This is a genomic window from Bifidobacterium reuteri DSM 23975, from assembly GCF_000741695.1.
Taxonomy (GTDB): domain Bacteria; phylum Actinomycetota; class Actinomycetes; order Actinomycetales; family Bifidobacteriaceae; genus Bifidobacterium; species Bifidobacterium reuteri.
Map to the genome: position 1 here is coordinate 103,275 of NZ_JGZK01000003.1, position 21,669 is coordinate 124,943.

General features: G+C 56.5%; 16 protein-coding genes. 1 reads left to right on the forward strand and 15 read right to left on the reverse strand.

Features of this window, described 5'->3' with window-relative positions; all coding sequences use genetic code 11:
* Positions 1-82 precede the first annotated feature (82 nt).
* The 15 genes from pglZ to BREU_RS03245 form a co-directional block, all read right to left on the reverse strand.
* The gene (pglZ, locus tag BREU_RS03180; RefSeq protein ID WP_044088288.1) at positions 83-2,716 is read right to left on the reverse strand and encodes a BREX-1 system phosphatase PglZ type A; all 2,634 of its coding nucleotides are present in this window, start codon (positions 2,714-2,716) and stop codon (positions 83-85) included.
* A gap of 370 nt (positions 2,717-3,086) precedes the next feature.
* Positions 3,087-3,590 carry a Fic family protein gene (locus BREU_RS11855; RefSeq protein WP_140489272.1) on the reverse strand — a complete coding sequence of 168 codons (504 nt, stop codon included), beginning with the start codon at positions 3,588-3,590 and terminating at the stop codon, positions 3,087-3,089.
* Between the two features lie 174 nt (positions 3,591-3,764).
* The gene (locus BREU_RS03190) at positions 3,765-4,589 is read right to left on the reverse strand and encodes an RES family NAD+ phosphorylase (protein ID WP_052382001.1); all 825 of its coding nucleotides are present in this window, start codon (positions 4,587-4,589) and stop codon (positions 3,765-3,767) included.
* A 260-nt stretch (positions 4,590-4,849) separates the two neighbouring features.
* The gene (locus BREU_RS03195) at positions 4,850-5,839 is read right to left on the reverse strand and encodes a sce7725 family protein (RefSeq protein WP_044088291.1); all 990 of its coding nucleotides are present in this window, start codon (positions 5,837-5,839) and stop codon (positions 4,850-4,852) included.
* A gap of 27 nt (positions 5,840-5,866) precedes the next feature.
* Positions 5,867-6,550, reverse strand: coding sequence for a sce7726 family protein (locus tag BREU_RS03200; protein WP_052382002.1), 684 nt, complete (start codon positions 6,548-6,550; stop codon positions 5,867-5,869).
* Between the two features lie 29 nt (positions 6,551-6,579).
* Complete coding sequence (locus BREU_RS11860; protein WP_140558981.1) at positions 6,580-7,242, reverse strand: hypothetical protein; 663 nt, start codon at positions 7,240-7,242, stop codon at positions 6,580-6,582.
* A gap of 9 nt (positions 7,243-7,251) precedes the next feature.
* Positions 7,252-11,055: a BREX-1 system adenine-specific DNA-methyltransferase PglX gene (gene pglX / locus BREU_RS03205; RefSeq protein ID WP_044088293.1), complete on the reverse strand. Its 3,804-nt coding sequence runs from the start codon at positions 11,053-11,055 to the stop codon at positions 7,252-7,254.
* Positions 11,056-11,198: 143 nt separating this feature from the next.
* Positions 11,199-11,864 (reverse strand): DUF4417 domain-containing protein, encoded by a 666-nt coding sequence (locus BREU_RS03210; protein ID WP_044088294.1) that lies wholly within the window; start codon positions 11,862-11,864, stop codon positions 11,199-11,201.
* On the reverse strand, positions 11,861-12,220 hold the full coding sequence (locus tag BREU_RS03215; protein ID WP_052382003.1) for a hypothetical protein: 360 nt from the start codon (positions 12,218-12,220) through the stop codon (positions 11,861-11,863). Before BREU_RS03215 ends, BREU_RS03210 begins: the two co-directional genes overlap by 4 nt.
* A gap of 38 nt (positions 12,221-12,258) precedes the next feature.
* Positions 12,259-12,609, reverse strand: coding sequence for a hypothetical protein (locus BREU_RS03220; RefSeq protein ID WP_052382004.1), 351 nt, complete (start codon positions 12,607-12,609; stop codon positions 12,259-12,261).
* Between the two features lie 440 nt (positions 12,610-13,049).
* Entirely contained in the window at positions 13,050-13,682 is a 633-nt protein-coding gene (locus BREU_RS11175) for a tetratricopeptide repeat protein (protein ID WP_052382005.1), read from the reverse strand.
* Positions 13,679-14,905, reverse strand: a complete 1,227-nt coding sequence (locus tag BREU_RS03230; protein WP_044088296.1) for an ATP-binding protein — start codon at positions 14,903-14,905, stop codon at positions 13,679-13,681. The genes BREU_RS11175 and BREU_RS03230 overlap by 4 nt, the downstream gene beginning before the upstream one ends.
* A gap of 93 nt (positions 14,906-14,998) precedes the next feature.
* Positions 14,999-18,793, reverse strand: a complete 3,795-nt coding sequence (gene brxC, locus BREU_RS03235) for a BREX system P-loop protein BrxC (RefSeq protein WP_052382006.1) — start codon at positions 18,791-18,793, stop codon at positions 14,999-15,001.
* Positions 18,790-19,635 (reverse strand): DUF1788 domain-containing protein, encoded by an 846-nt coding sequence (locus tag BREU_RS03240; RefSeq protein ID WP_044088298.1) that lies wholly within the window; start codon positions 19,633-19,635, stop codon positions 18,790-18,792. Before BREU_RS03240 ends, brxC begins: the two co-directional genes overlap by 4 nt.
* A gap of 121 nt (positions 19,636-19,756) precedes the next feature.
* Positions 19,757-20,464, reverse strand: coding sequence for a DUF1819 family protein (locus tag BREU_RS03245; RefSeq protein ID WP_044088300.1), 708 nt, complete (start codon positions 20,462-20,464; stop codon positions 19,757-19,759).
* A 375-nt stretch (positions 20,465-20,839) separates the two neighbouring features.
* Here BREU_RS03245 and BREU_RS03250 point away from each other — a divergent pair, with 375 nt between their 5' ends.
* Positions 20,840-21,586 (forward strand): alpha/beta hydrolase, encoded by a 747-nt coding sequence (locus tag BREU_RS03250; protein WP_044088301.1) that lies wholly within the window; start codon positions 20,840-20,842, stop codon positions 21,584-21,586.
* Positions 21,587-21,669 lie beyond the last annotated feature (83 nt).

The following is a 21,669-nucleotide window of genomic DNA, read 5'->3' on the forward strand; positions in this document are numbered from 1 at the left end:
TGTCAGGGGAGCTGTCAGCGTGCTGACTGAGGGGTAGTCCCACCAATCAAAGCCGGACGGTTCCGCGTTCCACCCGGCTACGTTAGAAGTCGAATCCGTCATCGAACATAAGCCCGCGCTGCAACCGGTACTCGGCCTTGATATCCAGCCGGCGCATCTGGCTGGAGCCGGGGATTCGCTCAGCCAGTCGCAGCTCGACCACGGTGTTGTTGAACCGGCCTGCCTCGCCGGCGAGCAGGAACGTGGCCGGAACATGTCTGTCGGCAGCGTCGTTGGATGTGGACGTGAACGCCAAAGGCACCTCGTTGGAGATGAGCGTAGCCTTGCCGCCGGGCTCCACGCCCCACAGGCCGGCGAGTACGGTTCGCTCGGATATCTTGCCGCCCACGGGTTCGGTTTGCAGGAAATCGACCGTGATTTGCCCGGTGGTGATGCGATCGGTGTTCTGCAGGATGCGGAATTCCACCAATCGCGCGTCTCCGGAGGCCGAACGCCCCTTGTTGATGTGCATGACCGGCACTACGATCTCGGGCAGCGAAGCACCGCCATGCACATACCGTACGCCATCACCCGAGATACGCAGTCGATGGATGCCGTTGGGCACCTGAATGGTCACGCCCTTGTTTTCCGGATCGTCCAGACCGACGCGGGCGGCGGGGAATGTGGTGAACGCAGGCTTGGGGACGAGATTCGAGCCGATGACGAACCGGCGTTTCTTCACCCAGACCGCATCTCCGGAAGGTCCGACGCTAAGCCATTCGGCGTCCGTCACATCATGGTCCTGATAGAGGAATCCGTGGTCGGCGGTGACGATCATATTGGTCACGTTCGCGTTGGCCAGACGCTTGACGATGGTGTCAAGCTCGTCGATCGTCTTCGCACAGGCATCGAAGACCCCCGATTCGCTGGCTGCATCGTCTCCGATGGAGTCGATGACGTTGTGGTAGACGTAGAGCACGCTGCAGGATTTCACCAGCTCGCGGTATTCGTCGCGCTTCATCTTGAGTAGCGTCTTCGCCGTCACTGCAGCGCCGCCCACAGAACCAAGAACCGACTGCCGTGCAGCCAATCCCACAGTGGAGTTGCCGTCCGCCAGCACCCCGTAATGGTCGGAGGGAGTCAGCGCCAGACTCGTGTGTGGCAGCAGAGCGGCCATGCCGAGCTGCGTGTAGGATGGCAGTACGCACAATTGGGCTTCGAGCGTGGCGTTCCAACGGCTCTGCGCATCCAGCCGTTCGCGCAATTCCTCGGCCACCTCGTAGCGCAGCGCGTCGGAGATGATGACCGCGATCTTTCTGCCGGCATCGGTGATTTTCTTCACATTGCGCGCGTAGAAGTCGTTCTGGGCGGGAACGCCGTCAATCGACCACTCGTCGAGCTTGTTGACCTGCGCCTGCCACTGCACGCTCAGATCGGCTTGATAGCGGGCGTATTCCTGTTCCAGGCTTTCGGCGACCATGTTGCCGCTGAACCGGCCTCCGGCCTTCCATGAGGCGATGAATCGGCGGTAGCATGCATCGACCCGGTACAGGTCGTTCGCATACAGACGGAAGCCCTCCTGCGCGGACGATATGGATTCCATGATGGGCCGGGCCGCACGCAATCGGGCGCGCAGGGCGCTGGCCGAGGCGATGATGGCGTAGTCCTTGGCGAATTCGTCGTGCCACAGACAGTATCGTCGTGAGGCGACTAGGCGCTGTACGTCGTCGTCTGTCACACTCTCGTTGCCAAGACCCGCATACAGCAGTTCCACGAGCTGTTCATCGACCTCACGGAACAGGTCGTGCGACGCCAGTTCGTCAAGACCCAAGCCGGTAATGTCGTCGGTAAGCGAGAGGTCCGCGAACGTATCCTCCGCCAAAGTGCGGACCACCGGGGCAAAACGAGGGTCGTTGCGCCACATGTCAAAGTCGCGGCGGATGTTCGCGTAATAATCCAGACCGTGTTCGGCGTCGGCGAACCCGTTCCACGCCAAACGGAACAGCCACAGCGCAAAATCCTTCACCGTAGGGTGTTCCAGTTCACAGGCCGCGTCGAACCGGTAGATGCCGCGTGTGCCGGCCCAGTGATAGTCGGCCAAGCTCATGTCCGCGATGCGCTCGATGCCGTCAGTTTCGTCCTGCGAGTATTGGGCGAGCAACGCGCGCCAGATCGCCTGCAGACTGTGTTCCCCCGCCGGCAGGCCGAGCAGTACGGCGATCATCTTCGCCTGGAAGTCCCGCTCGTCGTCGTCCGCGCGCAGCCGCCCGCCCAGCCCGGCCACCAGATCGTCGTCGTCGAAGAACGGCTTGGTGCGTTGCATGATGGCGAGCCAAGTGTCTCGCGTCGCGGCGGATGCCTCGCGCGGGAACAGCTCGTTGACGATCATCGACAGGCGGTCGGCGGTGAACATAGGACCGTACGCCAGTTCGAGGTCAAGCAGCCAATTATCCTCGTCCGCCGGCAGTTTGCCGGTGAGGTATACGAGGAACTTCGTGGTCGGCCGTTCAAGGAGGATACGGTATTTGACGGCGAACGGGTTGCGTTCCAACCGCACGACCTCCACGTCGCGCAATGCCTCGTCGGCGGCCTGCTGACCTGCGATTTCATCCAGCAGATCGGCGAATTCGCCGTGCTCGTCATGCCAGAACACCACGCGCCCCTCGCCATATGCGGTGCCGTCGTAACCGGCGAACCGCGCCGCCAGCAACCGTCCGATCTGCTCAGCTGTGCTCATGCGAGTCCTTCTCTTTCTGTGGTATCCAACATGGATAAAACTGCACCACTGCTGCACTGAAGGCATCGAGTATAGTCGACACTTTACAATTGCTGCACTACCCCGATATGACGACGCCCATTATCAGCGCATAACCGATGACTCCATATCACGCATCAAATCAGCTCCTCACCAACCGGAGCGCCAGAATCAAGCTCAACTCCCCTGTATGCACCGTCATACCCATCAAATAACCGATCCAAATCACCGGAACACACTTCCGGTGTCAATGCGTCATTGTTCCGGCACCCTTCCCCAGGAGCATCGACATTGCTGCACACGGATGATTGAGAATGAACACCCAGATCGCTATCAATCTGTGTACTGCCGCTCATTTCGAGACCTCCCCGACAAGCACATATCGTGTCGAACGCCCAGCACCCACACGGCGCAACAGTCCGCAATCGACAAGTCTGGCAAGGATTTTCTGAGTCTGACGTTTGCCGACTTTGAGAAGACCCGCAACATCATCAGACTGCGCACCTCGCCGTTGTTGAATAAATGCGTAGACCTGACGCTCCTGTTCGTCAAGGTCAGCGGTATCGCGAACTAATCGCGAACTAATCGCGAACTTATCCGGCAGTATCGCGCACTCCGGATTCGGTATCCGGCAATTTCCGGCAGTATCCGGCATTTCAAACATAGTATCCGGCACCTTTGCAGCAGTATCCGGCACCCCATTCAGAGCATCGCGCACTTTCTTGACAGTATCCCGCACTCCCAATGAAGTATCCGGCACTTTCCCGTCATCAATCTGCGTGTTCCGCGGGACCGGAACTTGAGCTACAAACACGCTCAGGCTGAGCCCCGCACCGCTTGAATTCCACCGATGCATCCTCACCCTGCGCCAATACGGCTTGAAGTTCCTGCAGAGTCATGATTGCACCTCCTCAATTACACTCATCACATATTTGGCCTTCTGCCCAACAGATGACACACCAACAGATGACTACCATAGTCCGACATTTAGGTCGGATTTCCCGCAAGCCATTATGACTTTCACTATTATCTAATCCACGATTGAATAGGTCACTTCGCTAACCCGCTTGGTGTAGGTTTTATCGCACGTATAGGCTTCTGGATTAAACAGGCAAAGGTTCATACCACCGCTTCGTAATGTGCTGGCATACTTCACCCCGTCGTATGGACCACCCTGATTTTCCCCCAAACTCTTGATGAGCTCGGAAATGTATTGCGACGGAACATATTCAAGAGGATTGTCTCCCCTGCGCATCGGTTTGGAAATCTCTTGGACCATGCCGCGCAGGATTTCAAGATTCGCCGCGAACATGGGCAAATCCTCACCGTCGATATCGAATGGGCTGATTTCGGACAATTTCGACAGGTCAGCAATTCTGATGGGCCGTTCGAGCGTGAACTTACCGAACGTCACATAATCATGCACTCCAGCACGGATTTCGTGCAAAGCCGTGTCATCCGCCTCGATATCGTTACCCAGAGTCGTATACAGCTCACTGATTCCTACGGGATTGATTCGACCATTACCAGCAACACCTTGAGGCGGAGCACCCATCTCATTCCCAGCAGCATAGCCTTTCATGTCCTTAGCGATTCTCGCCCGTGTCAACACTGTGCCTTGTTCACATGTATCTCGCGTATAGCTAATCAAGCGAGCCAATTCATCAACGTCAACGAAAGAGACAAAGAATCGATTTTGATATTTCAGATGATCAGCGAATTTGTTCCAATCGTGTTCACTAATGCGGCCGGAATCACTCAGCCGAACCGTGCCTTGGAGAAGGGAATTCATCGCATACCCGTCGAACACGCCCTTGGTTGACTCCGCATACATGGCATTCAGTAGTTCTTGCACGGATTCTTCTGGAATAGTGAACAACCGCCATCTGCTTGACAACTCATGGGCCAACGTGCATGAGCACGCCTCGGTACGAACACCGCACGATTCGTAAAGCTCGATGATTGTTAACAGCGAATTCTGAATATCGGCGCATGTCCTGAAATCATATATGGCGACGCCTTCACTCCCGCAAAAATCACAATCGCCTTGTACTCCGAGCCCTTCTACTGTGCCACGCAGCACATGGTCCCGGAAACAATTCACACAGCAGTTTGTCATCGGTCCGGCCTTTCAGAGAGGAACCATCCCATGAGCTCGAGATGGTGCATGATGCACAGTTTCTTGATGGTCGGCAATCCTGGGTATGTACCGGTCTTCGCGTGACCGATGAGCTTCTGCAAGCCTATTGTCTGGTGCGCCTGCTTCATATCGTTGCGCTGTATATGCCATGCATCCAGCATCCGCACTGTCTGCACGAATTTCTCCGGCGTCTCATGGGCATCGTCGCTTACATCGGACACAAAGTGATGAACGCGAAGATTCCATTCATCGTCGAAATACACGATATGAAGCGCGACAGCCTTGGGCATTCCCCCGCGTTCGTCATAGTTATCGCCAACTATTGAATAATCGCCGAATCCCTCGTACTTGTCGGTATACCACAGATGGTCATCAGAGAAGAACTCGTCTTGATATTCTTCTTCCCCGTACGCGGCGTTATTCTCACGCTTGATGAATGGGTCGGAGAACAGAATTCTCTTCGCGACAATTCCATTACGTTTCAGATCACGGGTAAGTCGTTCACTATCCGAAGCCGCGACAGCATGAAAAACGAAATTGCGTAGTTCCTTGATACGACCGCGATCATTTTCGGAGACAAAGACGATGCCCCTGTCTTTCATCAAAGCGGAATCGGCATTTTGAACCTGCTGTGCGACTGTCGTAGCGTCATTGTTCAGCAGTACTGCCGGAAAGATAGTTCCCCGTTCCCCTATCAGCGGATCCGGCTCATTATGACCATATATGTCAAATAGGCTGTCGAGATCAGTGGCAGCGGTCAGATCTCCCACGTCTGGATTCAGAACAACGCCTAAGGCACCGCCTTCACACTCACGGAACATACGCAACGTCTGCCGAAGTTGAGGCATATCTCGTATCGGCTCGATGACAGGCACCACCTGTAAGGGAAGTTTTCCCGCCATCAGCAGTTCCCGAAGCGCAAGCAATTCATACTGTCGCGCTCTAAGATAGGGATAATAAGGCATTCTTCAACCCCCTTGTTGCTACATCACCTATGCTCGAAGAGCCCCTATCTCCGGCACGCTCCTCATCTTATCGTAAGCAAAGTATAAGGAGATACGTGATTCCTCGGGGAACCGTTCCAAATCTTCGCGAGTCCACGCATTCCGCTGTTTGACTGCGTTCATAACCAATGATTGCGCCTTCAACACAGGAATGGTCAGGAACATTTCACGGCAAGCACCATAGAACATAGCTGGAGACACGTCAGGCACGGCGCCGAACTCAGTTTGCAAGATCTTCGTATACTCGGGCTTACGCAGCACCTTCAGCAGTTCGATCAGGCTCAGAGCATCGTTGTGTTCGCTCGGCTTCAGCACGCATTTGAGAGCATTGCGACGCGTCATAACATAGATGCCGACATGCTTACCGAATTCGGGCATGGCAGCGAGGCACTCGCGCAAACATGCTAGCTTCTCCTCGGGAATCACCACGTTCACATATGAGAACACCGTGTAATAATCCCGAAGCTGCCCTTCGAGACGCTCGAACGTGTCGAGATCGGACTTAATCTCGTACACCGTTCCACGTCCGTTGATAATCACCGTATCCGCTATGGATCCAGCTACCCGAAACTGGCGGAACCCTTTCGAGGTTCGAAAACTATGCGAATGCAACAGCAGACGATACGCTACCGCATCCTGATAGAACGCTTCATCTCTCGCAACATTATTCATACCCAACGCACTCAATCCTATATATATAATTATCTTGATATTTCTCCCAGCTGTCTAGAAATACCACGTATTGCATGTTCAATATTTTTCAATTCCGGATTATCCCCTCCAGAATGAGTTGGACCTGTGGCGGCAGCAGGAATAGGCGCTTTTATGCAATCATATGTAAGAGAGTCACAATAATCTTTCCTATCGGCTTCTCTCCGCCAAGAATAGTGGACCTCTATCTTCCCTTGCAATGGAGCGCCATCGACGACGTCACCTTGTCCGTCCGTAATAATCCAATACACACGTTTGCTAGCTTCCGGCATAAGGTCAAATGGAGTTTCCATAAACCAACGAAGATGATCCGAGATGTAATGATTATCGTCAATCATAATGAAATCTTGATTAACAAGTCGAATAGTTATTGACCTTGCTGCAGTACCACCTGTGTTTTTTAACTTCAAATCCCAAGCACCGGAACCACCAATACTCGGGATAACATCCATCGAGATATAAGGACGATTTCTGTCTTCACTTTCCCTTTGAGATTGTTTGGAAGATTCACGCACCTGAACAGATGCTTGATGAATTTGGCAAGCCGTAAAAATTAATGTAAGCACAACACCAACTGCCCCAATGATAGCCGAGACGCCCTGGGCAACATCTGTCCACATCGGAGTGTCAGAAAGGCAAAGATACATCAACATCTTTAGAAGTCATTCCTTTCCCAACGGGTTGGTGGGCCAGGTCCAGGATTGGACGGTTTTGCGCTTGGCTTCGATGGGCTTGATGGTGCGGACGGCGGCACCCATACGCAGGTAGTTGACCAGCACGCCGTCATCGAGGTCGATGGGGAGATTGGCGGTGGCGAGCGGGTAGAGGATGTCGCGCTCGTAACTGGTGCATTCGGTGATGGCGGTGCGCAGCTTTTCGCCCTTGCGGACTTCGGCCGGCTTGCCGGAGGCGAGCAGGGCTTCGGACTGGGCGTTGAGCTTGCCAGTGAACTCGCGCAGGTATTTCAGCACGGTGTTCGTGGTGGCGGGCGTGTACCGGTGCAGGTAGACGAGCGCCTTGAACGTGCCCTTGTTGTCGGTACGGCTGGAGTACATCCAGTAGATCGGCCGGTTCTTGTACATCTTGACATGATCGTCGTAGAAATCCGTGGCGAAATACTTCCGCAACGGCTTGCCGAGCACCTGTTCGATATAGGCGATGTTCTCGTTCACATGCTGCTCGCCGAGCGATGCGGCAAGGAACGTGCGGAAGCGGGCGGCGAGATCGTCCTCGAACCATTCGTCGTCGGTGATGGGAATGACGTTGTCCGCATCCGGCTCGAACGTGGGGTTCGGGATCTGCGCGTGATAATCATCGATGGTTTCGTCTTGGGAGGCGAGGATCAGGCCCGGCTTGTCGAGACTATAGCGCCCGAACATGCAGCCGACCGCGTAGGAGATGATCTCCTTGACGACGTCGACGGCCATCTTCGCATCACGCTCGGCGGGCGTGTCCTTCGGATAGGCGAACGCCGGATTGCGCTTCAGCGAGACGCGCTCGATCGGCACGTCGCACGGCACCTCGTCACGCGCGCCATACGCATCCGCCACCAACTCGTTGTTGCGGATCTCGCGCTGGCGCTGCGATTCAGCAATCTGCTTGCAATGTGCGATATAGGCGGGAATCGCCTCAGCCAGCACAACATCTCGGCTCCCTCTGACGAGGGAGCTGTCAGCCTGCGGCTGACTGAGGGAGAGGCCATTCAACACATTCAAGTTCTTGAAATCCCACGAAGTTTCGTAGGAGTCCCAATCATGACGAGAAATCTCGACTAAAGCATCAACTTCTGAACAATCAACTTGATCACAGATAGGAGTATAGCCAACCGGTCCCTGCATATAGTGTGTAGACGATCCCAGTATATTCAATATCTGAACAGCAAAAGAACTATTCATAATAGACAAAAGCACATCTGGATTACCACTCTCTGAATAAGAGAGGAAGCCACTAGTCTGATCACATATGAATCCAGCTCCATCAAAACGAAACGAGGGATCTCCGGAAGTTACCGTAGACCACGAAACAGACGGCAAAAAATATAATTCGGTATTTTGCGCTCTCGAACGCGGTTTCCCACCATTTCCGGTACCAAAAAATCTAATTTCAGAGCCGTCGTTCTCCCAATTGACAACATATTCACGATTCCCGTACCACTTCCGAAATTCACCACCTTTGTTGTAGGAGAACCACCGTTTGCGACTCACAACAGATTCTTTGCCCGACAAGCAACCGAATAAATTACGTGATTGACTAACTTCCCACCATTCACGTAAGAATCTCGGATTATCAGCGGTTGCCAATCCCTGTCGTGGCTTCACATAATTTACAAGACGAGTCCCATATCCAAAAGCATCTCTCATTGATTTCGACAACCAATAAGCTAATGGAGATTCAGGAATCTGTGCAAAATCATGCTGGTTAACAGTGAAAAGCAGACCGTTATTCGCCCCCTTGACGGCACCGGCACAGGTACGCGCTTGGTCTTCATCTCCATGCACGTCAACCAATCGCAGATACGTACCCTTGCCTTTAGAAGCACCATTGCGAATGGTGAATGCCGTGGTGGAGACGACTTCGCCGCCAATGCTGTCGAACGCTCCGGCACCGAGATGTGCCATCGTTTCGATGGAGTGCTTTGCGAGCAGTCCCTTGCGCAGGTTCTCGAACGAGGAGAGGAACATCCAGCTTTGCATCGTGATCATGCCGAGCAGGGCGTTCGGTTTGATGAGTTGCAGGTTGCGCAGGATGAACGCGGCGAACAGATCCTTGTTGCCGTCCGGGTAATGCTCGTTCACATACTCCTTGAGTTCACCGCCCATGTTGCTTGAACCCATATACGGCGGGTTGGCGACGACCGCGGCGTACTTACGAGCGAGGTAGGCAGTTTGGGCGAGGACGGTGTGGGCGCGGTCGGCGAGGGGGTCGGAGAAGAGGGAGGTCTCTCCCCCAGTCAGCTCCGCTGACAGCCCCCTCATCAGAGGGGGCCAAGAAGACGAATCTTCGTCTGCTTCATCAGAGGGGGCCGAGAACGCAGCAACCAAATAGGTCAAATCAGTTGAGGGCTGGATGAGGGAGCCGTAGATGTCGGCGTGCTGGTAGGTGTTCCAGGTGTCGGCGTCGAAGGTCACGTCGTACAGATCGTTGAGCTCCTGCACTTCCGTGTCGGTGAAGTACTCGGGCGTGATGCGCTGGATGTTCGGCTGCACCTGCTTGCGGAAGAAGCGACGATAGCGGCCGCGCGCCTTCATGGTCAGGGCGAAGGCGGCGAGGTTGGCTGCGCGCTCGTCGATTTCCATGCCGAACAGGTTGTGCTGCAATATGAGCCCGGGAATCTCGTTGGCGGAGTAGCCGGCCTCGTCGTAGATGTCGTAGAGCAGGTCGAACGCATAGGTGAGCATGTGGCCGGAACCGCATGCGGGGTCACAGACGGTGAGGTCTTCGGGGGTGGCGATCTTGAGGATTGCTTGCTGGGATGTTTCTCTCCCTCCGTCAGCTTCGCTGACACCTCCCTCATCAGAGGGAGGCATAATGGACTGCTGGGGGTCTCTCCCCCACCCGGCTACGCCGGGAGCCCCCTCAGCCGAGGGGGCCGAGGATGAGTCGATGTAGTATTCCCACGATTCGTGCAGACGGGATTCGGGATGGTTCTGGGTCCACAGGCGGCCGACCGTGTTCTGTACGAGGTATCGTACGATCCAGTCGGGCGTGAACAGCTGGGTGGCGGCGGGAATTTCGGCGGCACCGGCCTTCTTCGACTTCTTGAAGCCGGCCATCACCTCGTCCTTGCGTTCGGCGATGTAGAACTGGTAGAGCCAGCCGATGATCTCCACGGTTCCTTGGCCCTCATCACCCACGCAGTCGGCGACGGACATCGCCTCTACGGCGCGGCGCAGCACGGAATCGGAGGCGAGCAGATCGGCGGGCAGCAACAGTTCGTCGGCCGCGCCGGATTCGTCGAACATGAATGGCATGAACCGGTGCCAGTAGTCGCAGTAGGCGCGCAGCAGAAGACCGTAGGCGTCGCCCTGCGGGTCGTTGCTCGTCTTGGTGCCGTCCAGCAGCGCCTGGATGGTCGGCATCACCTTGGCTTTCGCGCCGACGTTGCCGAACACGCTCTCGTCGAACTCCCCGCGTTTGGCGGCCGACAGCACGCCCGGCAGCGCATTCGGATTGTCCGCGTCATCGCCGGACACCACATGCGGCATGGTGAACTCGTTCGCATCCATGTACCGCAGGGCGATGATCCGGTTGAACCAGCGGTACGCATGCCGCTCGGCGGTTTTCGCACGACCTTCCTCGCCGCCGCCGTTGGCGCGGATCTCCTCCTCCAGTTTGGCGAATGCGCGAGGATTGTCCACGCGCGCCGCAGACGCCGGCTCCATCGCCGCATCCAGCTTCGCACGCACCGCCTTGATGAGCTCCACACGCGCCCCGGCCGCAAACGCCTGCAACTTACTCGTGTTCATCCGCTCTACTCTCCTCGTCAAGCCCTCATCATCGCGAACCGATGCACGGCCCTACAGACTGCACATACAAAGCACCATCATAGCGGCGGCCACTCAATATCGCGGCAATCACATACGGTCGGCAGCATCATGCGATAGCAAAGTCAGGTAAGTCTCCGCCTGTACAGCGTATGAACATCGTCATAATGCCTATAGGGAATGCGGGCAGCATCCAACTGACTCTCCATAACAGGGTCTCTTCGTCCATACAGTATGACCTTGGATGGCATGAGCGTATGAACTTTGACCGCATAAGAGAAATCACCCTCTGCGGTCGGCTCGCATCCGAGCGTTCCGGAAGCCGCCATGACACCCTCCGTCACATTGAGCAGACACACCAACGTTGACGGCAGCCCTATGCGCAGATTCTGGACAAGTTTGATCCCATTAACCGCAAGCACCGCATCGAACAACTGATTGAGCAGGATAATCAACCGCTGCCATTCGATATCCATATCCGCAGTGACGGTTACATCCGATCCAATCACGCCCATAAACGGCCTATACTCGTCCAGTTCTTCCAATACTTGCTCTAGACGTGGATAGATACGGTCATCCGAACAGTAAAAACAGAGTACGGTATGAGCCGGATCGGAAACGAGTTGGGACCCTCGTTCCCGGTACGTCACCACCAAATCCGGCCACTCATTCAAATACCATTCAGGCTGCATCAATGGAAATCCTTGATCATCACAGCGAACGCCGTGTTCCTCAAGATATCGAGAATACTCATCAATCAAAGCCAATATATCCGTCAAAGCACTGATCATGCAGCCATCCCCAGTTCCGGCGGGTTCATCAACGTCACCGAAGACTCGGGCATCATGTCTTCCAGCAAGCGCACCGCTTGCAATACACGATGTCGAAGAAACATCTGCACTACACTGCCACGAGATTGCACCACAAAATCACAAATCACAGCGATATCGGCACTACCCGCCAAGCGAGCGACAAGCACGTCAGCATCCTTCTGTGAATTCAACGACAGAAGCTCAGTGAGCGTGACGTACCGATGCTTTCCATTACCATCGAAAAGGCAATCCGGATGACCCGCTTCCAGGTAGAACGAATCATAGGCTTTCGGTTCAAGAGAAACAGTAGATTCCGGCCGATGATCCCAAAACACGCCAATTAGTTGATATGTTTTTTCATTTTGCCCCTTCTCTACAGTTCGATAACCACACCAGTGTTGTAGTCGACCGCGCGACGGGCGAAATCATCCAACTTGCGGTAAATCTCAGCCAATCGAGGCGTAATCGGCTGCTCAAGACGAGCCTCAAGCCACCCAGCTAGTAGACGACACTGGCGCGCGTCGAGAAAATCCACATCATAAGGACCAATCAACGAGGCACATAACGTATTGACGGGATCGACAAAATCCTCATCAAGCAAATATCGATCAGAATCTGCTGTCATACGAAAAATCTCGACCTGCGAAGCCGGTCTTCCCATCCGCTGCGGTATTCTATGCCAAAATTCAACATCGTTGAAGTTATGGAACAAAGCGAACATCATAACTACATGTCCTTTCGCTTGAGAATCTTGAAATGAGTTTCCGGATCTGTTCCAGGAGTTCCATCAAGTTTGACAAACTCACTTGAATGGCGGTCAATTATGCGCAAGTACCCAGCAATCATGTCAGCTAGAACGATGTAATCACGGCCAACATATTTGTATTTATAACCTTTCTTACGCCCATCCAGAGGAGAGCAAAAAGTTTCATCTCGGCGAAACGCTTGACGATGCAATCAAGTCCATGCTGAAAGACCGATCTGAGGTCTACCGGCTCATCGTATGGCGTCCCTCACCTGCGGAACTTGAGCAAGTGCAGCGATGAGGACCCACGACGAGCAATTCCAAGCGGTGAGGACAGCTATAGCATGGCCATCGGCATTGTCCGTCCCCTCGCTTGAGGATTTTTGATGTGGGGATCTTTTCGGCCCCACATCAATCAATCAATCATTCGTACGAGCGTATCCCGCCCGGGCACTTTGCAGCGCCTTGCCATACCAATTAAGCCCGCCCGACAGCGCGACTTCGAAATGGGCGACCGCATGACGGTAATACCAGTGGGCGAGTTTCCTGTTCTCGTGATCTCCTTCGCCCCGCTCGCAGCATTCGGCAAGACGCAGCTCAATGCTGGCCAGCACGGCGGCGCCCTGTGGATTATCGGGATCGCATTCGTTGCCCGCGAAATACCCCGCCCTGCAATACAGTTCGACGGCCTTTTTGGGGTCGCGTGCGCATCCGCGTCCGGACCGATACAGATCGCCGAGCTTGTAGCAGCTTTCCGGATTATCCATCTCAGCACCGAGAGTAAACCAGTGGAAAGCCTGCGCGTCATCCACTGAGCCGATACGGCCGTACAAATACACGTAACCGAGGTTCGTGGCCGCCTGCGCATTGCCTATGTTCGCGCTACGCTCATACCATCGTGCCGCCTGTTGGAACAAACGGGCCCTCTCACCGGGATCCTTCTCGCGCATGGCGGCGTCATAGTTCGCCGCGCCGATGTCCAGCGAAATGTCACCACCGAATACGATATCTGCGGTCTCGTCGTAATTATCGCTCGTCATTGTATCGGTCATATATTCTCCTCGTTGAGAAGCCAATCCAATGCATACACTTGTTCGATGCCCTCGTGCGAGGTCGGGCGTTCGTCATCAAGCGTGATCAAGATCTTCGGATAATTGTCCCTGACCGCACGCAATGACGACAATTCACGTTCCAACGTATTCGGATCGCGAACAGATTCACTCACTTGGTAATATCGGCGTCCGCTGGCACCATTGGTGATGAAGTCGATCTCACCGCCCGAGCCTTGTCCGACGTATACGTCGCCTTCTCGGCGCATAAGCTCCAAAAACACCACGTTCTCCAAGAGACGCCCCGTGTCGCGTACGTTGTTGGAGCATAGGATGCGGCGGATGCCGAGGTCCACGGCGTAATACTTGCGCTCCTGACGTAGCGCACGCTTGCCTTTGATGTCGAATCGCTGCACCGGGTAGAAGATGAACGCAGCCGCAAGACCTTCCACATAATTGGATACTGTGGGCGGCGATATCTTCGTACCCATTGAGGTCATGGCATCCGCGATGGACTTGGGGTTGACGAGGTTACCGATGTTGTCGAACAGGTATCGGGTCACCGTCTCCAGCGCGGCGATGTTGGATATGCCAAGACGCGCCGCCACATCCTTGAACAGAACCGTGCTGAGAATGCCGTCAAGGTAATCGTGCAACATGGTCTCATCGCCGGGAAATCCCACCGTTGCAGGAAGCGCGCCGTCGTGCAGATACTCCGACCATGCACGCTGCAAGGTCAATCCCTCATTGGAACGAGCGCTCCAATACTCCGCGAAGGAGAGCGGCGTCATGGAGATCTCCACATACCGACCGGATATCAGGGTCGCCAGCGTGCCAGAAAGCAACATGGCATTCGAGCCGGTGATATACAGGTCAAGATCGCCCCTGGCCTGCAAACTATCGAGAGCCTTCTGAAAGTCTGGCACGTTCTGGATCTCATCGATCAGCACATAGCGGCGACCATCTGTTGCCGTGTCCGCGAGCGCGCATCGGCGAAGAATTTCCTCGTGAAGCTTGTGATATTCGAGGAATTGCTCGTTCTCCAGTAGCTCAAGGTTGATGTGGATGACGGCTTCGGGGGCAATGCCATACCGTGCGATCAGCCGCTGCTTCCAGAGCGTCATCAGCGTGGATTTGCCACATCGACGTACGCCGGTGATCACCTTGACCACGTCACGGTCTTTCCACGCGTCAAGTTTGCGCAGATACTGCGGCCTGTCGATCATCGGCGCGCCCTTTCAGAAGAATAAAACAGATTTGCAATATTGCCAGTATATCAGCAGATTTAAAATGTATTTTAAATCCGCGCGAAAACCGGCTCAAAGTAAAATGCGTTTTCCTTCTTGGATGGCGGCGATGAGCTCACGGCGGTAGGCGTCGAGGAATTCGTCCACGTCGTCCTCCGTGCGCAGCATCGGCTTGGGATGGGGCGGCCTGACGCGAATCGTGCGAGCGGCAGGCTCAGCGGCTGCCGGAACGGGCTTCGGCATGTGTTTGGGGGCCGGCGTGGCAGGCGCATCATCCGTATCGTCCGACTCCGTCCCATGAGAGCCGCCCGGCGTCGACGTAATCGTCACGCTCGGTTCGGTCTCTTCCGGCCGAACCGGCTGCTCGGGTCGGGCCTTCGCGGCATCCAGCTGGTTGACCAGCGTCAGATACAGGCTGCCGCGCACGGTGTCGGCGGTCTGGCGGATGTCGGCGATGTACTTCGCTCCGCTGATTCTGGCCTCCGCATCCTGAAGCGAGCGCAGGGCGCTCCGCTGGGCATCCTCACTGGCGTTGCGGTAGGAGTCGATGCCTGTGATGGATTCACGCACGTCGGAGACTACGCCACGGGCACGTTCGCGCTCCTCGCCCACCAGTTCGCCAAGATGCCGCTGCAACTCGGCCAGACGGGTCTTGAACAGATTGACCTTGTTGCCGCGGAACAGGAGCGGATCGTCCGCGATGGCGCGTACCCCGTCGCGTTCCCGCTGCAGGTCGGGGGCGGCAAGCGAGAAGTTGGAGTCGTTGGTCTTGATCCACTCCAGCCCGTCGGCGAGCACGTCGCGCTGCGCGCCGTTGAGCACCTTGCGAATCGGATCGATCACCTCCTCCTTGTCGTCGAGCAGCTGATCGGTGTTGTTGCCTTCATCCCCGCTCGGGAAGAATCCCAGAATCCACTCCTCGCCCATCGCAGCCACGGCCTTCATCCGCTCCAACGGCTTGTCAAGCTGGCCGACGAACACGAACCGCCCGTTGGCGGCCTTGAGATTCTCGAGGCTTTGCGCCTGGGTCGCGAGCCCATCCCTGATGGCCCGGGCCATGTCCTCGGAGTCGCCGGGCAGCTTGTCGGCGGTCAGCCCCAGATACTCGTTGGCGAAATCGCGCAGCTCACGGAGCTTGGAGGCGTCGTAGCGCTTCGGAATCACCACGCGCACGTTTTCGGTCTTCTTCTGGTTGGTCAGATACTTGACCACATCGGTGTGCGATACCCGATTGCTGTCGATCATGAGCCGGATGCGCTCGGTGCCGTACAGGTAGCACAGGCATGCCAGCGTATCAGGCAGCGGCCAACCGTACGGTACATCCTCGTAATGCTGGATCACGTCACGCACTGTCGGTATGAGACTGCGCCTGATCTGGCCGGCCACATAGTCGTAGATATCCTGCGCCGGCAGGTCCAGAAGCGTCCTCGTCGCATTGGTGCCGTCCAGCGAAGGCGTGGGATCAGATGCGTCAGCGAGAACCACGGGCAGGTCTTTCTCGGTGTACGTGAGCCCTTCCACCATGCTGAAGTTGGTGTACAGGCGGCCGATCAGCGTCTGTATCGCCTCCGTGATGATGACGACCGCATCCTGACTGGCCTTCGTTGCCAGCTGCGAGCCGTTATAGGCGATGACCGCGGAACACACCGATTTGGCGACCGCCGCGCGCAACTCGCGCTGCATGATGTCGAGGTCGCCGCGTTTGTCGTCGATGATGCGCTTGCGCGGCCCCTGCTCATTGGAATGGAGACGCAGATACTTCTCGGTGCGTTCGACCATGGCCAGATCGCGCAGCAGAGTCTTGCCATCGTCGCCGAGAATCACCCGCACCTGCTCGCGCTCGCCGGACGAACGCAGTATCTTGGCGTCCAAGGACGCGTCGTCCAGCGGGGTGACAACATGCAGTGTAATCGGATAGGAGTGCCCCTGCGCAATGCCGTCAATCATCAGACCATAGCGGAAATAAGCTTTCTGCCTGCCTTGGCCGTACTCCACACGCAATGGCTGGCCAAGGATCTCGCCGAGAATCCTGCCGAGCCGATCGCGAATGCGCCCATCCTCGATGTCGAGGTTCTTGATCTCGCTTTCGACGGCCTGCTCGTCGTTGGTCAGATACTCGTACTCGTCACCTGTACGGTGCACATAGTTCTGTCGTTCCAGAACATCAAGCGTCTCCTGGATACGGTGTTCCAGCTCGGGCAGATTCTCGCCGAACCCGGCGAGCACGAGAATGCGCAGATTGCGCACGTTGGCCTTGAACCCCTTGACGTGCTTGACCAGCAGCAGCGCCTTGAGCAAAGGCAGCGCCAGCTCGCGGATCTGCGGGTCGAGTTCGCGTTCGGCCTCGTTGATGCGATGGTTCACCGAACTCTGGATGGTACCGGCGATGCCGTCATACAGGGCGCTGAACGGCACCAGAGCGCCAAGAGCGTCGTTCTTGTGCTCCACCAGCGCGATGCTTATGGTGGACAACAGTGAACGTTCGCCAACCGATCGATGCTGGCCCTCGAAGAAACCGGCGTCGCTCATGCCGCGCATCGCATCCTGGAACAGGGCGAACTCATAGTTGACGAACGGATAGGTGGCGGCGAAATCCTCCTGAGTGCCGAACCGGAGATTCTTGAACTGGCGCGCGCCGCCTTCGCCTTGGAAGGTGAACAGGGCGTCGAGCTCGTCACGATGCATGCGCCACAGTTCGTCGACCGACGCCTCACCCCGTTCGTTCTTGGTGAGCAGTCGTTTCTGGATGACCTCGATGGCATCGGCGCTGAAGAGTTTCAGGTTTACTGCGAACCGGCCTTTGATCTTCGTGAAATCAAGCCCCTGCCTTACCGTGCGGTCGCCTATGACGGCGTCGATGTCCTCCTGGGAGGTGACGATCACCCACACGCGACCGTTGGTGCGGGAGAACAGCTCTTCGGTCACGGTCTGCAGGTTGAGCATGAGATTGGCGTCGTCGCCGATGAACTGGCCGACCTCGTCCACGAGGAAGATCAGACGCTGTTTGGCGGGCTGAAGCTGCAGCCAGGCGTTCACATCATCGGCGAAATCGGCGATTGTCGGGTTGTACTGTTTCTGATAGTCCTTGAGGATGTCGCGCACCTCGTCGCCGGTCGCGGCGGAAAACGCCCTGTCGATCTTGGGGCCGGAGAACGCTGCCTGAGCGCGTCCCTTGGACCATGGCTTGCCGGCGATCAGTTCGAACTGGCGTATGAACTCGTCAAGGCAGCCGTTGGCGTCGAGGTCGCGCTCCATCTTCGCCACGTACTTGTTGGCGCCGTAGTAGCCGCGCGCCTCGTCGAACACACGGATGAAGGCGTCCATGAGCACGGTCTTGCTGCCCTTCTGCGCCTTGCTGTCGATGTTGAACAGCAGGGACGTGGCGGGGATGCGCAGATTGGCGTCCAACAGGCCTTCGAGCTCGTGGTTCTCGGCATCCCGCGCCTTGGACTTCATGATGTCGATGACCTGCGTGCGGTCCAGCGGCTCGGTGACCCCAGCGCGCGCGCCGGCCGGGATGTCGCCCAGAATGTGGGAGAGAATCTTCAAGAGGTGGGATTTACCGGAGCCGAAGAAGCCCGAGATCCAGACACCGTTCGTATAGTCGGCGGACGGGTCGTTGTACGTGTCGAGGAATAGTTCGAGATTGGTCTGGATCTCGTTGGTCAGCACGTATTCGCGCACCTCGTCGGCAAGGTTGCTGTCGTCGCTGGCCTTAATCACACCGTCGATCTTGTCGTCGATGTTCTTGACGAAGATGTCCCTGAGCTGCACTGCACCCGCGCATGCGTGTGCAGTGCCGTCGCTTCCGTCGACTCCACCATCACCCATGATGACGTCCATGCTCTCGCTCATGTCCTCGCTCATGCGCCGGCTCCTTCCATAATCGCGGTGTTGAGGCTGAATGCCCGATAGTAATTGTCTGCGTCAAGCCGATCGAACAGGCGCATGACCGACACGGTCGTGGCCGTCTTCTCGTAGGTTCCCGGGAAGAACACCACCACGGGGGTATTGGAGGGAACAACGTCCTGGATGCAGTTGAGCAACGCATGGGTGCGGATGTACGGATATACCTGTCCCATGCCGGTGAGGAACACCATATCGGCCTCGCTGCTCGCCGCGGCCTGCTGGTAGCACTTCCTCAATGCCTCTTTCAAGTCGTCGTTGTCAGGGCCGAGCATACCTGCGAGCGCCTGATAGAAGTCGTCCTCCTGCAGCGGCGGCAACTTGTCGATTGTTCCATCGGCACCATTAATGTCGGCATCGATGCCATCAGTGTCGTGGCCGTCACCGTCGCCGTGCATCTCGGGCTCCTGTTCGATGGCCGAGTCGAAAACGTCATTGTCCTTCATGATTCCTATGGCCATCTCGTACAGGTCGATGACCAGCACGGCGGGCGCGACATCATCGGCGTCCACGGGGTCCATGCCCTGCAGGCGATTGACCAGCATCGGAATGCGGCGCCTCACCTCCAGCTCCCTTTCCGGCGGATAGGCGTAGATGAAATTCGCCGGCTCACCGCCGGTGTCCTCGCCGTTGCGGAACCGCTTGGAGCTCATGTACCGGAACAGTCTGTCGAAATCCTGTTCGATGCTGCGGGATTGCCGGACCGAACCTACCGCACTGTGCGAGCCAGATGTGCTGTGCAAGCCAGACGCGCTGTGCACATCATGCACATTCCGCGTACCATGCACATCATTGAAATCCATCACGCCTCTGCCTCCTCTCACGACCTTTACGACTGTCCCGGCGCGCACGGCCCTCGTGGCAGTTGCGCCCCTCGCGGCCATATCCGCCCGATTCACCTGACGGTTTCAACCCTACTTGCCCTCAGCCCTCGCTCATGGGGAAGAACCGGAACGATTCCGGCCTGTCCTCAAGGATACCGGCCACCGACCCTCCAAGCAGTGAGGGCAGCAGCGTGTCACTTCGTCTTTCCACCAAACCAGCCTCCGACATCGCCTTGAACACGTTCGAGCGCAACTTGTTCGACGTGGCCGGGCTGAGCTCCTCAAGCTCCTCATGCCACATGGCCTTGCCTTGGATGAACCGGTCGTAGTCCTCACGGGTCACTGTCGGCAGGCCCATAAGGTAATGATCGCGGACCACTTCGGTGGCGAACTCCCCGATAAGCGCATAGTAGCGGCACATCGCCACCCACATCAGCGCCTGGCAGTCATTGGCCGAGGTATCGACATCCGCCAGGAAACGTGTTTCCTCCTCGGTGAGCGTACTGAGACGTTTGAGCACCTCACTGACTACGCGGGCGTTCGCCGACTGCGTTCGGATGGACAGCACATTGTCATCGATGGCCTGTCGGCGGACCCGCAGTATACGCTCCCCCAGTTCACCTTCACCGACAACTTCGCCGGCCAAGGGTGACGAATCCGCCCCTGACACCGCGTCTTCCGCTGGACAGCCGTTCTTCACAAACAACGAGGCGATGATCCGGCCCTGCGGGGCCAGAAGCCCGCCGACCGTGAACGACAGACGGTAGCGTCCATTGTGCAGAGTTTCGGAACCATATGAACCCGCCATCGCATCTCCTTGTGGTCCTTGAGGACTATGGACTACGGTTGCAAGAATATTTCAGACTACCCCCGGGCAGCGATATACACGCGATATACACGCGGCCCAATCATGAGCTTGCACCACGCAGAATCTCAGCATCGACCAATTCCGCCTATCGACGTCAGTACACGGCGGCATACAGTCATTGATTGCATCCTGACTCCCCTTGTCAGAACGAGCTGGCCCGCGAAGCGGGACTGAGAGACAGTTAATCAACGAACTTCTGACGTGGAAGACTAGACTGAAAATGCAATTGTGGCGCACAAAGCTGGTGAACCGGCACATCCGACTCGCCAGCTTTACCCCTGCGGCCGTAATACGTCCATGACATGAGGTGAGACAATGCGTCTTCGGTTCACTAGCAATCTCGCGGCTTCCCCGGCGGAGGACAACCGGCTGTTCGTGATGTTCCACGGATACGGGAACGACGAAAGTGAAATGGTCCGCATCCTCGATGCGGTGTATGCGCATGATGCACAAGATGCACAGGATGCACACGGTGCGCAAGGCGCGCGTTCCTGTGCGGAAGCGCATGGAATCGCATCCATTGCGTCGCAGCCGCTCACAGCTGGAGTGGCACCAGAATCGGTCTCTATGCCGCTTGGCACCGAGCCGAGTTATCTCTCGTTCCGCGGCACCTACTCCAGACCCTATATGGGCGGGAATTACTGGTATCCGGATGGTTGCGGCGTCGAGGAGCGTCAGCGCGAATGCGCGGCCGTAGGCGAGGCAGTGACGCAACTGCTCAGCGCTCCCCTGTTCCAGCACCGGCGCATCATTCTTGTGGGATTCTCGCAGGGCGGGTACCTCTCATACCGACTGGTCAAGGCGTATCCGCGACTGTTCAACACGGCCATTCTGCTCAGCCCGTCGTTCAAAGGCGAAGAGGGGTCGACACTTGAATCGTCAACGCGATTCTTCCTTGCATACGGGGCCAACGATCATACGATTCCCTCGGACGATCAGCGCAATGCGCGTGCCGTGCTGGAGAATGCCGGTCATCTGACCTCTCGGACATATCCCGGCATGGGGCATGCCATCTGCGATGAGGAAATCAGCGACATCCGCGGGTTTTTGAACGTCCTCTGACCGTATTGATGTTCTCTGAACGCCTATCTCGCTTGAGTGAGGTACATTTCCGGTTTTGCCGTAAGTACCTCATTCAAGCGAGA